The following is a 12964-nucleotide window of genomic DNA, read 5'->3' as shown; positions in this document are numbered from 1 at the left end:
CATAACTATTAATACAATCTTTTTTATAAATTTATTGCCTCGAAATTATACAATAAGAAAATGTCAGTAGTAGATTTGTCAAAACAGGTTGCATTAGGTATCGATATCGGTGGAACCAATACTAAATTTGGTCTCGTCAACCACAGAGGTCAGATTTTAACCAAAGGTTCCCTATCAACCGACCAATACGGCACACCTGAAGAGTTTGTAGACGCACTTTACAGCGAAATTCAGCCTTTGATTGAAGAGTTTTCCGACAGTGGAATTGAAGGTATCGGTGTAGGCGCTCCCAACGCAAACTACTACAGAGGAACAATAGAACTTGCTCCAAATCTTCCGTGGAAAGGCGTTATCAGTTTTGCTGATTTAATGACCGCAAAATTCAACAGTCCATGCAAGATGACCAACGATGCCAACGCAGCAGCTTTGGGCGAAATGATGTACGGCGCAGCGAGAGGCATGAGAGATTTCATCATGATTACCCTCGGAACCGGTGTAGGAAGCGGAATTGTTTCCGGCGGACATCTTATTTACGGCAGCGACGGATTTGCCGGAGAATTAGGTCATACCATCGTAAAACCTGGCGGCAGAAAACACTGGAGCACAGGATCTGAAGGCAGCCTCGAGTCTTATGCATCAGCTACCGGAATTGCTATCACAGCCAAGAAAATGCGTGCAGAGTTCCCGGAATCTATGCTGAATCAATATCCTGAAGAGTCAATCAATTCCAAAACAGTTCATGAATGTGCTTTGAAAGGCGATCCTGTAGCTGTTGAAGTTTTTAGGTATACAGGTCAAAAACTGGGTGAGGCACTCGCCAATTTTGTGATGTTCTCTTCCCCACAGGCCATCCTTTTGTTTGGCGGTGTGATTAAAGCAGGAGATTTTATTTTAAAACCTGCAAAACTTCACATGGAAAGAAATCTTCTTCCGATTTTCAGAAATAAAGTAAGATTGGTGTTCTCTGAATTGGATGAAGCTGATGCCGCTATTTTGGGTGCAAGCGCGTTGGTTTGGGAGAAATAAATTTTAGTTTAAATTAATAACATAAAGCATTCTTTCGGGGATGCTTTTTCGCTTGAATATGAGTAGTGAAAAGAGATAGCGTTCCTACGGAACGCGCCAGCAACACTGATTATTTTCTCTACACAGATATTGCTCCTATGGAGCAGTCAATAATGAAGTGACAAGCTACAAATCCCTAAAAAGCCGCAGAGCGGCGTCCTGTAATAGAAACAATATGCAGCCACACGCAAAAAGCTCCGTAGGAGCGGCCTGCTAATTCCTGTAAAATCTCTAAAAAATATTTCTCACAAAAAATTCTTCACATGGAAAGAAATCTTCTTCCGATTTTCAGAAATAAAGTGAGGTTGGTGTTCTCTGAACTGGATGAAGCTGATGCTGCTAATTTAGGCGCAAGTGCATTGGTTTGGGAAAAATAAATTTTAGTTTAAATTAATAACACAAAGCATTCTTTCGGGGATGCTTTTTCATTTGAATACTAGTAGTGAAAAGAGATAGCGTTCCTACGGAACGCGCCAGCACAATCGACTGTTCTCTACACAGATATTGCTCCTATGGAGCAGTCAATAATCAAATGTCAATCGAAAATCCTGGAAAAGCCGCAGAGCGGCGTCCTGTTAATAGAAACAATATGCAGCCACACACAAAAAGCTCCGTAGTAGCGGACTGTTAATTCCTGTAAAATCTCTTAGAAATATTTCTCCAAAAAAATTCACCCGCATCAGTCTTCCAATTTACCCGCATGATTTACTCAATTCATCCGCATGAATTCTTTAACTCACCCGAATGAATTTTTGATTTAAATTTAAACCTGTAAAATTTAGACGTGTAAACCTGTAAATTCACACGTCTAAATCTTCCAAATTACACGTCTGAATTCTTTAGTTTACACGTCTCATTTTTTGTGATGCTCTTTTTAAATTTCAATTATTTACGGAATCATACTTTAAACCCAACTCTTTTGGCAAGATTTTTCCTAATTTTGATAGGCTTTTAAAAGCATTTTAAATTTAAATAAGATTCAATAAAAAAATGGATACAAATCAATTTGAACAGATCACTTTTGGCGGAGGATGTTTTTGGTGTGTTGAGAGCTGTTTCAACATGCTGAAAGGCGTAGAATCGGCTGTTTCCGGATATTCCGGCGGACATAAAGACAACCCGACCTATGAGGAAGTCTGCACCGGACAGACCGGTCATGCCGAAGTGGTACAGCTTACCTACGATCCTCATGTAATTTCCTACGAACAGTTGATGGATGTATTTTTCTTCCTTCATGATCCTACCCAACTCAACAGACAAGGCAACGACATCGGAACCCAGTACAGATCGGTGATTTACTACAAAGACGAGGCAGAAAAAGCAAAGGCAGAAGCAGCTATGAAATTGTCACAGGAATCTGGAAGATGGAACGGAACTTACGTTACGGAACTTTCTCCTCTCGAAAAATTCTGGCCGGCTGAACAGTATCATCAGGGATATTACAACGAAAATCCTACTCAGCCGTATTGCAGCGCAGTGGTAGGTCCCAAAATTCAGAAGTTTAAAAAACATTACGGAGAATTGGGATTAATTACAGAAGGTTAAGGCTTAGGTTAAGACTTAAGCAGAGATTATGTCTAAAGGTAAAACAAGGCAAAACATGTATTTATCTTAATACACACTTACCGATGCTTCCTTAAAAAACTTAACAACTAACGGTTTAATTACTTAGTGTAGATGCTTCCAGCATGACAAAATCATGTATTATTCATACAAAAATGCAGGCTGATAGCCTGCATTTCTTATTATCGTAAATTACTCTGTACTATTTTATTTCCACACATCCCACTCTACCACCGGCATTTCCTGTTGGCTGAGTCTGGAAATCATCCGCTGCAGCGTGGATGATCATACCTTTTCCGAGAATATTTTTGGTTTCATCTACACAGTCAAGACACCATTTGTCAGTTTTGAAAGTCAACTCAGCGTTTCCTTTTGCGTCCGCAGTAAGATTCCCAATGTCACCCATGTGGAAATGTTCACCACCCCATCTTCCGTGATCCATCTTTGAAGGATTCCAGTGCCCTCCTGTTGATTCGCCGTCAGCTGAGGAGCAGTCGGCTTTTTCGTGAAGGTGAACTGCGTGAATTCCCGGTGTGAGATTTTTAGCTTTAATCTTCAGTGTTACTTCACCTCCGGATTCGGTAAAACTTACGGTTCCGGCAGTTGTCGTATTGCTTTTCGGAAGGATGTCGTAGGTTTTACTGGCTCCGCAAGATACGGTGAACAGGGCAAAACCACCTAATAATGTAATTGTTTTTAAATTCATTTTATTAATATTTTAGAATGTGAATAATTTTAAAATGAAAAAAATCTTAAACCAAAGAAGTCTTAAGATATCATCAAAATACGGTTCGGAGTTTAAAAATTACCATTCAGTATATTTTAATTGAACGCGTTTGATGAACTGTGTACTTTTACATCAAATTATTAGCCAATGAAAACTTTCAGTCTCAGATTACTCCTTTTAAGTTTCACCTTTATTTTTATTTCTGCATCTTCCCAGATAAAGATTTCAGGAAAGGTAAGCTATAAAAACAGAGGAATTTCTCAGGTAAATATTACACTGAAAGACACGTACGACGGAACAACATCCGACAGCGAAGGGAATTTTTCATTTGAAACTTCCGAAAAGGGAAATCATATTCTACAGTTTTCGCATCCAAAGTATATCGATACCGAAAAGTCTTTGCTGATTGAAAATCAGAACATTGAACTGCGAGTGGATATGAAAGAACAGATCAGTGAGATTGATGCCGTAGTGATCACAGCAGGTTCTATTGAGGCGAGCGATAGGAACAGAGCCACTGCACTGCTTTCTCCACTGGATATTTATACCACAGCTGGCGCAGACGGACAGATTTCTTCTGCATTAAATTATCTTCCGGGAGTACAGAAAGTAGGCGAAACTGAAGGGCTTTTCATCCGTGGCGGGACAGGTTCTGAAGCTAAAATCTTCATGGACGGAAGCCTTATCAACAATTATTTTTCAAATTCAGTTCCGGGAATTGCGGGAAGAGACCGTTTCAATACTTCACTTTTTAAAGGAAATATATTCTCAAGTGGTGGCTATTCCGCTTTGTACGGGCAGGCACTTTCAGGTGCTTTGATGCTGGAAAGTGTAGATCTTCCCGACCAGTCTTCCTATGATTTTGGAGTGGCTCCGATTTTCTTAAACGCTTCATTTCAGAGAGTGAATGATGAGAAAACACATTCCTATGGGGCAAGTGCAGGCTATTCCAATTTAAAACTGATGCAGGAAGTCTTTAATTTTAATACCAATTTCCATGAACCACCGAGTGGCTTTAATGGCGATGCCAATTTTAGAATTAAAACAAAGGCCGGCGGCTTTCTGAAATACTATGGTATGTTCAGTACCGATGTAATGGGCGTAAAAATGCCCAGTCTTGAACCTGATTATGAACATTCATTAGTTAATTTAAAAGGAAAAAACACTTTTCAAACACTGTCTTACCGTCAGAAATTTGGAAGATACCTTTTAAATTTAGGAACATCATATTCATTCAACCGTTCGGATCTGCGTTTTGCAACAGAAAATCAATCTGTAAAATCAGACGAAACGAGAGTTTTGAATGACGGAAATTATCTGAACTTCAAAGCAGTTTTAGAAAGAAAGATCAACAGAATAAGTGCTGTACGGGGTGGTTTTGAATTAAATCATGCTCAGGAAGAACTTTCTGTTCAGGACATCAACAAAAATTATTCAGATCTTATTTCTTCGGCTTTTGTGGAAACAGATTTAGGTTTCAGCAACAGGTTTTCAGCTAAAATCGGGGCACGAGGTGAATATTCTTCTTTCCTGAGAGCCGCTAATTTCGCACCTAGAGTAGCTTTAGCCTACCGCTTGGCAAAAGACTGGACGACTTCCCTCGCCTACGGAATCTTCTATCAAAATCCGGAAAGCAGATACATCAATTCACCTGCAAAACTCGGTTTTCAGCAGTCTCAGCATTATATTTTCCAGCTTCAGGGCAATGTGGAAGGAAGAAGTTTACGGTTTGAAGCATTCTACAAAAACTATGATGATCTGATCAAAGTGCAGAATGTCGCCAACATTCCCGGGCAGTATCAACCCGTGCAGACAGCCGTGAGCAACAACGGAAATGGATTTGCCAAAGGTGTTGAATTCTTTTTCAGAGACAAAAAGACCTTCGAAAATATTGATTACTGGGTGAGCTACTCGTTTTTAGATTCAAAAAGAGATTTCCTGAATTATCCGATGAGTTTAAAACCATCATTCGCTTCTGAACATACTGTTGCTGTAGTGGCCAAAAGGTTTTTCCCTAAACTTAAATTCGGAACTAACCTGTCATTTAATTATGCCAAAGGCCGTCCGTACTATGACATTGTAAGCAACAACGGCGAAAATATCATCCGGAATGAAGGCAGTCTGAAAGATTTCAGTTCGCTCAATTTAAGCTTCAATTATCTGCCTAATCTTGGTAGAAAAGATTCGAAGGCGTTTACTATTTTTGTTTTGAGTGTTTCCAATGTTTTGGGGAGAAATAATGTTTACGGATACAATTTTTCATCCAGTGGGAACTTTAGATCAGCAGTCGTTCCGCCTGTGAATACCTTTGTATTTGTTGGAATGTTTATCAGTTTCGGAGTAGATAAAACGCAGGATGCCATCAACAACAATCTTTAAAAAAATCAATTATATTTAACTTTAAAAATTTTACAATCATGAAAAAATTACTTTTAAGTCTGGCTTTAAGTTTAGTAAGCTTATCCTCTTTTGCACAGACCACTTACGAAAAAGCAATGTCTGATAAAATTGCAAAGATCGAAACCAGTAAAACCGCTGATGAATTCCATGCTTTGTCTAATGATTTCGTAAGAATTGCCGAGAAAGAAAAAGGAAAATGGCTTCCAAATTATTACGCAGCACTGGCACAGATTCAGAAAGGAAGAACACTGATGCGTGAAGGAAAAATGGATCAGCTGGACGCCGCTGCAGATGCGGCACAGAAATATGTAGATCTCGCAATGGCTGCAGATGCCAACAATTCTGAGATCTATCTACTTCAGAAAATGATCTACTCTCTGAAAATGGTCGTGAACCCAATGGAAAGATACATGACTTTTGGAATGAAAGCCGACGAGCAACTGAAAAAAGCAGAAAGTTTAAACCCTCAAAACCCGAGAGTGGCTCTGATAAAAGCAGAAGATACCTATTTTACTCCTGCGCAGTACGGCGGAAGCCAGACCAAAGGAATTGAACTCTTCAAAGTGGCTTTGGAAAAATACAGTTCATTTAAACCTAAAACTGCATTAGATCCAAACTGGGGCAAATCTGAAGCTGAATATTTTGTCAGTCAGGCTGCAGGAAAATAATCTAATTTTGTGCAATGCTTTTTGAGCCTGTATACAATTTATGAAACGTAAGAATCTTATCACATTAGCCTGGATATCATTAGGAACGTCAATGTTTTTCTTTTTCGCCTTTACAGACGAAAAGACACTGGAGAACTTTGTGCTGACCATACTCATTTCCTTCATGTACTCTTTTATTCTGGGTGCAGGAAACTGTTTGATCAATGATTATCTGAACAAAAAATTTCCGTGGTCTGAGGCCACTACAAAAAGAGGAATCATCAGCATTGTGACGATATTGATTGCGAATATTATTCTCGTGTATTTCTGCAATTACATGAATTTTGTGGTCTTCCAGAAAGCGGCAACTACCGAAGAATATTTTACCGGAAGGTATAATTTTATCAACTGGTTTACCATCAATGTTGCGCTGCTGATCTCGGCCTTTCTTCATGCGAAAGGTTTTATGGATGAGCTGAAGAAAACCTCCAGAAAAGAAGTTGTAGAGCAGAAACTCATTGCCAAATCTGCCAACGCACAGTTTGAAAGTTTAAAAAATCAGCTCGACCCTCACTTCCTTTTTAATTCTCTGAATGTTTTAAGTTCGTTAATCGATGAAAATCCGAAACAGGCTCAGAAGTTTACAGCCTCAATGTCAAAGATTTACAGATACGTTCTGGAGCAGAAAGATAAAGAACTGGTGACGGTACAGGATGAGCTGGATTTTGCTAAAACCTACTGTGAACTGTTGAAAACAAGGTTCGAGGACAGTGTAGATTTTGAATTTAATGTCAATGAAAATGACCTGAGAAAATTCGTTGTTCCGCTTTCGCTACAGCTGCTTCTGGAGAACTGCATCAAACATAATTTTGCGACCTCATCAAAACCATTGATCATCAAAGTTTTTACAGAAAATGACTGCCTCTGTATTGAAAACAATCTTCAGGCAAGGGAACAGCTGAAAGAAAGCGCAGGAATCGGTCTGTCAAACATCGTTCAGCGTTACGCTCTATTAACCAGGAGAAATGTCTTCATTGAAAAATCTGAAGATTATTTTAAAATTAAATTACCGATACTTGCTGAAAAACCACAAATCGTCAGCGAAAAAACGCATGACGATAACGAAGCTTATCAAAGAGCCAGGAAAAAAGTAAAAGAAATGAAATCATTTTATGCAAACCTCATCTCGTACTGCATTGTGATTCCTTTTTTAATTTTTGTAAATCTGTTTACAAGCAGAGAATATCTTTGGTTTTGGTGGCCGATGTTGGGTTGGGGAATTGGTGTGGCATCGCACGGATTTCAGGTTTTTGCAATTGGAGACTCCTGGCAGGAAAGAAAAATTCAGGAAATTATGAACAAACAAAAAAACGGAAATAATGGATCAGTTTAATCAAAATGACTTTCGGTATCAGCAGGCCAAAAAACAGGTCGAAAAGCTGCGCGGCTTCTATGGACATCTGTTCTCATACGTTGCTGTGAATATCCTGATTGCGGTATTTAATTATTACGATTTACGACCTGGAGAAACTTATTTTCAGTTTAAAAATTTTACGACGGCAACTTTCTGGGGAATTGGTGTTCTGATACATGCCCTGTTTGTATTTTTCCCAAGGTTCAGCTTTTTCAGAAACTGGGAAGAGAAAAAAATAAAAGAACTGATGAATAAAAACAATCAGCATGGAAATTCTTGAAACCATCTTCTACTTATCAGTCGCCGTCTGGTTTGCAACAGAAATCTATTACAAAAGAATTTTAAAGTCTGATGAAACGGCTGAAAAAAAGGACAGCTCAACCCTGAATATCCTCTGGATTGTGATTATGCCATCAGTTTTTTTGGGCGTATTTATTTCAAAAACAACTGCATTTGAGATTACTGATCAGGACTGGATTTACTTTTCAGGTTTAACCATGATTATCACAGGTGTTTTGATCCGATGGATGATTATTAGGAGTCTCGGAAAATATTTTACTGTAGATGTCAGCATCCGGCAGGACCATAAGATTAAGCAGGATGGCATTTATCAGATTTTGAGGCATCCGTCGTACAGTTTTGCACTGCTTACATTTTTAGGTCTTGGCCTGTATCTCAATAACTGGATTTCTTTAATTATTGTTTTTATTCCCGTCTGCATCGCGTTCAGATACAGGATTGCTGTAGAAGAAAAAGCTTTGATAGAAACTTTCGGAGATGATTACCTCAACTACCGAAAAAGAACAAAAATGCTGATCCCGTTAATTTATTAAGATCAGTTTACTTATTAAAAAAATAATCCCGATTCGTCTGAGTCGGGATTTTTGCTGTTCAGTCGCCAAAAATGACCGTTCGGTTAGATAAAGTTGAATTGGGGTGGTTTTCTGTTCTACATTTGTCTCAACAAAAACAAACAGATACTAATTTTTAAAATAAAACATCATGGAAAATCTTACTTACAACAAAGAAAACTTAGCTTACGAAAAAGCAGCAAAGAGAGTAAAAGACCTCAAAGGTTTTTATGGAAATCTTGCTTCATACTGCATCGTCATTCCGTTTTTAATCATTATTAATATGATCACATCACCTCAACATTTGTGGTTTTACTGGCCGATGTTAGGATGGGGAATTGGAATTGTTGCTCATGCCGTAAACACTTTCGGGATCGGAAAAGACTGGGAAGAGAAAAAGATTCAGGAAATCATGGACAGAGAAAAAAGAAACGTAAAATCACTTTAATTACAAATTAATAACAATTTAAAAATAAACATCATGGAATATCAAACTGCACAACAAAGAGTAAAAGACCTGAAATCATTCTACAAAAACTGCATGTGGTTCGGAATCGTAGCTTTAATCATCTTTACGAGAAGATTTATCAAATACGGAGATTTTACTGAAGCCATTTCAACCGGTTCAATCATTCTTACAGTCTGGGGAATCATCATTGCGGTAAAAGCGGTAAAACTGTTTATTTTAAATTCTGAATGGGAGGAAAAGATTTTACAGGACGAAATGAACAAGACCAAAAAGCCGATAAATTTTTAAGGAAAGAAAGATTTAATTACTTTTATAGTTCAGATTTAAAACTAAAAAACGACCTATGCTCAGAACGCTCATCATCGAAGACGAAAAACCCGCAGCCCGAAAGCTTGAAAGAATGCTCAGCGAATTTCCGGACATAGAAATCGTTGCCAAAATAGAGTCTGTGGAAGAAGGCGTACAGTGGTTTTCTGAGAATGAACATCCGCAGCTGATCTTTTCTGATATCGTTCTGGGCGACGGCCTCTCGTTTGACATTTTTGAAAAAACGCCGACAAAGGCTTTCATTATTTATACCACTGCGTTTGACCAATACACACTGAAAGCATTTAAACTCAACAGCATCGACTATCTTCTGAAACCGATTATGGATGAGGATCTCGCTTCTGCGGTAGAAAAATTCAGATCATTCATTCCTTCAGGTAACGCCGTTAATTCTCAGGAAATTAAAGATTTAATTAAAAAAGACAAATCTACTCTCTCCAGGGTTTTAGTTAAAATCGGTTATAATCTAAAAATTGTCCAGACCTCGGAAATCAGCTGTTTTTTCAGCGAAAATAAAATTGTTTATCTGCAAACTTCGGACAGGTCTTATCCTTCAGATTTCACTTTAGATGAACTTACGGAAGTTCTTGATGACCAAAAGTTTTTCCGGGTAAACAGGCAGTTTATAATCAATTCAGATTATATTAAAAATATTCACACTTCGCCCAATTATAAAGTAGAATTAAATTTCCAGCCTGATGAAGAAATTACTGTGAGCCGGGAGCGTGTAAAGGATTTTAAAGACTGGCTGGTTTCATAAAAATACAGAAGCCGGAAAATTTCCCGGCCTCTTTCGCAAATATTATCTAAATGAGCGGTTGAACGCTACTTTTCTGTCCTTGCCACCTTTTTTCTGGTTCTGAACATATCTCTGATACTGTTGTCTGGTAAGAATGCTTTTGATTCTGGCTTCATATCCTCTTTCGGTAAGTCTTTCTCTTTCCAAAGATTTTATCTGTCTTTCCTGAGATGCAGACAGTCCCAATCCGTACCAGCCGTTTTGATTTTGTCTGTTTTCTACACGGTCATGCTTCACTTCTACTCTTCTTTGCTGTGCTGTGATGGCTACTGCAACAAATAAACTTGCTGCTAAAACTAATTTTTTCATAAGGCTTTATTTTTTAAGGTTAATTAATTGTTTTCTGTTTTAAATGAAACAATAGACATGCCCTAAAACGCCATTAATAAAGGCTTATAGAAGTATAACTGATTTGTATAGATGAATGATGAAATTGTGTCGACGAATGTAATTTTGGGATCTAAAATTTTATTTATAATCGATTCTGTTGGCTTCGGTATCTTCCAGCTGTCTGATAACTGATGCCGGAATCTGGTCGCTGTCGATAGGAAAACTGATGGAGTCAGGAATAAAGTTTTTTCTGTCTGCTTTCTGAAATATTTCAAAAAGAGCAATCGGCTCCTGATTAAAACTAATACACGTACTTATAAAATGCAGTTCATAGAGCTTATATTCTGGATTTTTCATCTTCTCATTGATATCTTTTATTCTTGAGATAAAATGCCTTTGGCGGATAAACGTATTGCTGTTCATGATGATGAAAACATAATCTGAATACGCTGTGATTTTCCCGAAATACTTGTGACGGTCGCCACCGCTTCTTTCAACAAAATATTCGCCTGAAGTTTCAGACTTATAAATTTCTGTTGCGGAGCGCCAGATTCTGTCTTCTTTCGACTGCAGAGGATTCTCCGGAAGGTTTCTGTTGTAGGAATACCAGCAGCCCACGAGTCTGTCGAGCAGTTCTGTGTTTTGTTTTACGTTGTTCATATCAATTCTCAGATCATTAAAGTTAAACGACTCTGTATTGGAGTTGATAAAATCTATATAATTTGAATAGCCCAAAACCTTAACAATCTTCGTCAGTTTTGCCAGATTCGGCTTACTTAAAACTGAATTTTCATTTTGGTAATATTTCTTCAGCTTATTGATGATCAAATGTTCATATAAATAATTGGAGCCCAGCAATTCCGGATCTTTTTTAATGCTTTTTTCATTATTGTCACTGATGATCAGATCATTGATTTCGTCAACAATGTAAGACCATTCCGTTTTGGAAACATCTTCCCAGCGGTTTTTCTTTAGAAACTGGAGGCTAAGGAAATTCATCAGTTTCTCAAGATGTAAAATATCTTCTTTTCTCATTATCTACTTTTATGATAAGACTAATTTAAGATTTTTTTAATTCTTAAAAAGATTTTTGCAGGACTTTTATATTTTCAAATCAAAGGATATTTGAGTAGAAAAATTAAAGAAAACAAAATGAAAACAGAAATTGTATTAGAAAACGAAAATCTTTGGCAAAGAATTCAGGGATTTTCATTAGATCAGGAGAATGCGACATTTCCATTCTCAAAAAAACTGGCAAAAGAAGAAAACTGGAGTGCAGAATTCACCCGGAAAGCGATTGAAGAGTACAAAAAGTTTGTGTACCTCTGCTGTATCTTGCCTCACGGCGCATCACCAAGTGAAACCGTAGATAAAGTCTGGCACATGCATTTGATTTACACTCAGAATTACTGGGAAGATTTCTGCCCGAATATCCTGAAAAGAAGTCTTCATCACCACCCATCCACAGGAGGAAACTCTGAAAACACAAAACATCAGAACTGGTTCTCAGAAACTCTGGAAAACTATCGTAAAGTTTTCGGCTTGGAGCCACCAGCTGAAATCTGGAACGGTCAGATTTCAAAACTTAAACCTAAGATATCTTGGCTGAAGAATTTAAAATTGACTTCTTTCTTCACTGCTCTCCTCCTTCTTGGATCCTGCTCAGACTCGGTTTCAGGAGTTTTGGTAACGGTTATCGGTGGATTCATTGCCTTTTTTGTGGTGCTGAATATTTTTGCAGCAATTCTTGGAACCGCGTTCGGTAAAAACAAAGACAAAAACGGAAGCAACGGAGAAGGAGGAAGCATTTCCAGCGATGGAGGCTCCAGTTGCAGCAGCGGCGGTGATTCAGGAGGAAGCAGTTGCGGCGGCGGAGGTTGCGGTGGATGCGGCGGAGGAGGATGTGGAAGCTAAAAAAAATAATGATATGAAAAGTACAGCATTACATTCAGTTTCAGTAATCACGGCGCTGTTCTGGTTGTTCATCAGTCATCAGACACTTAATCCGATTACTTTAAAAGGTCCTGCCTTTCTGCAGTTTTATCTGATTATTTTAACTGGATTATGTGTGACAGTTATCCTCGGAAAACTTTTAAAGATCAATAACCTGAGGTCAATACTTTATTTCCTCATCATCATTTTTAGTTTAGGAATAATCAAACTCATCAGAGGAATTTACCTGGGAAAACCTGTCGTCTATCTGACAGTTATTCTGATGATAGAAATAACTGTAATTCTATTTTTTAAATCAACACACTTCAACAAAAAGTTGAAATAATCAGTTTTACATTTAACAAACAAAAACCCGAAACAAAGATGCTTCGGGATTATTTATGTCTTATCATTAAATAATAATGAAGAGAGTTCCTAAA

At 38.0% G+C, this 12964-nt stretch carries 15 protein-coding genes and 1 pseudogene; 13 read left to right on the top strand and 3 right to left on the bottom strand.

The window, feature by feature from the left end; translation table 11 throughout:
• Positions 1 to 60: 60 nt before the first annotated feature.
• The 3 genes and pseudogenes from ASG21_RS17010 to msrA all read left to right on the top strand — a co-directional run bounded on the left by ASG21_RS17010 (position 61) and on the right by msrA (position 2610).
• Positions 61 to 1026, top strand: a complete 966-nt coding sequence (locus tag ASG21_RS17010) for an ROK family protein (RefSeq protein ID WP_056083371.1) — start codon at positions 61 to 63, stop codon at positions 1024 to 1026.
• A 296-nt stretch (positions 1027 to 1322) separates the two neighbouring features.
• Positions 1323 to 1442, top strand: a pseudogene (locus tag ASG21_RS20730) (ROK family protein); the annotation flags it as partial.
• A 613-nt stretch (positions 1443 to 2055) separates the two neighbouring features.
• Entirely contained in the window at positions 2056 to 2610 is a 555-nt protein-coding gene (gene msrA / locus ASG21_RS17005) for a peptide-methionine (S)-S-oxide reductase MsrA (protein ID WP_056083366.1), read from the top strand.
• A 220-nt stretch (positions 2611 to 2830) separates the two neighbouring features.
• Here msrA and ASG21_RS17000 read toward each other — a convergent pair whose 3' ends face one another.
• Positions 2831 to 3334 (bottom strand): superoxide dismutase family protein, encoded by a 504-nt coding sequence (locus ASG21_RS17000; protein WP_056083362.1) that lies wholly within the window; start codon positions 3332 to 3334, stop codon positions 2831 to 2833.
• 168 nt (positions 3335 to 3502) lie between these two features.
• On the opposite strand from ASG21_RS17000, the gene ASG21_RS16995 reads away from it, so the two are divergent.
• The 8 genes from ASG21_RS16995 (at position 3503) to ASG21_RS16960 (ending at position 10223) form a co-directional block, all read left to right on the top strand.
• Positions 3503 to 5734, top strand: a complete 2232-nt coding sequence (locus ASG21_RS16995; RefSeq protein WP_056083358.1) for a TonB-dependent receptor — start codon at positions 3503 to 3505, stop codon at positions 5732 to 5734.
• Between the two features lie 38 nt (positions 5735 to 5772).
• On the top strand, positions 5773 to 6423 hold the full coding sequence (locus ASG21_RS16990; RefSeq protein WP_056083355.1) for a hypothetical protein: 651 nt from the start codon (positions 5773 to 5775) through the stop codon (positions 6421 to 6423).
• A gap of 40 nt (positions 6424 to 6463) precedes the next feature.
• Positions 6464 to 7795, top strand: a complete 1332-nt coding sequence (locus tag ASG21_RS16985) for a 2TM domain-containing protein (protein WP_056083354.1) — start codon at positions 6464 to 6466, stop codon at positions 7793 to 7795.
• Complete coding sequence (locus ASG21_RS16980) at positions 7782 to 8096, top strand: 2TM domain-containing protein (protein WP_056083351.1); 315 nt, start codon at positions 7782 to 7784, stop codon at positions 8094 to 8096. Before ASG21_RS16985 ends, ASG21_RS16980 begins: the two co-directional genes overlap by 14 nt.
• Positions 8083 to 8649 (top strand): isoprenylcysteine carboxylmethyltransferase family protein, encoded by a 567-nt coding sequence (locus tag ASG21_RS16975; protein WP_056083349.1) that lies wholly within the window; start codon positions 8083 to 8085, stop codon positions 8647 to 8649. The genes ASG21_RS16980 and ASG21_RS16975 overlap by 14 nt, the downstream gene beginning before the upstream one ends.
• A 169-nt stretch (positions 8650 to 8818) precedes the next feature.
• Positions 8819 to 9115: a 2TM domain-containing protein gene (locus ASG21_RS16970; protein ID WP_056083346.1), complete on the top strand. Its 297-nt coding sequence runs from the start codon at positions 8819 to 8821 to the stop codon at positions 9113 to 9115.
• Between the two features lie 33 nt (positions 9116 to 9148).
• Entirely contained in the window at positions 9149 to 9424 is a 276-nt protein-coding gene (locus ASG21_RS16965; RefSeq protein ID WP_056083343.1) for a 2TM domain-containing protein, read from the top strand.
• Between the two features lie 55 nt (positions 9425 to 9479).
• The gene (locus ASG21_RS16960; RefSeq protein WP_056083341.1) at positions 9480 to 10223 is read left to right on the top strand and encodes a LytTR family DNA-binding domain-containing protein; all 744 of its coding nucleotides are present in this window, start codon (positions 9480 to 9482) and stop codon (positions 10221 to 10223) included.
• A 42-nt stretch (positions 10224 to 10265) separates the two neighbouring features.
• On the opposite strand, the gene ASG21_RS16955 is transcribed toward ASG21_RS16960, so the two are convergent.
• Together ASG21_RS16955 and ASG21_RS16950 are read right to left on the bottom strand one after the other, a co-directional pair.
• On the bottom strand, positions 10266 to 10571 hold the full coding sequence (locus ASG21_RS16955; RefSeq protein ID WP_056083338.1) for a hypothetical protein: 306 nt from the start codon (positions 10569 to 10571) through the stop codon (positions 10266 to 10268).
• A 159-nt stretch (positions 10572 to 10730) separates the two neighbouring features.
• Positions 10731 to 11627 (bottom strand): hypothetical protein, encoded by an 897-nt coding sequence (locus tag ASG21_RS16950; protein ID WP_056083335.1) that lies wholly within the window; start codon positions 11625 to 11627, stop codon positions 10731 to 10733.
• Positions 11628 to 11744: 117 nt separating this feature from the next.
• Here ASG21_RS16950 and ASG21_RS16945 point away from each other — a divergent pair, with 117 nt between their 5' ends.
• Positions 11745 to 12506, top strand: coding sequence for a hypothetical protein (locus ASG21_RS16945; protein WP_056083791.1), 762 nt, complete (start codon positions 11745 to 11747; stop codon positions 12504 to 12506).
• On the top strand, positions 12409 to 12870 hold the full coding sequence (locus ASG21_RS16940) for a hypothetical protein (protein WP_128414347.1): 462 nt from the start codon (positions 12409 to 12411) through the stop codon (positions 12868 to 12870). Before ASG21_RS16945 ends, ASG21_RS16940 begins: the two co-directional genes overlap by 98 nt.
• Positions 12871 to 12964: the final 94 nt, after the last annotated feature.

The sequence above is a fragment of the Chryseobacterium sp. Leaf394 genome, from assembly GCF_001424105.1.
In the GTDB taxonomy this organism is placed as follows: Bacteria; Bacteroidota; Bacteroidia; order Flavobacteriales; family Weeksellaceae; genus Chryseobacterium.
This window is presented reverse-complemented; position numbering and strand designations above follow the sequence as displayed.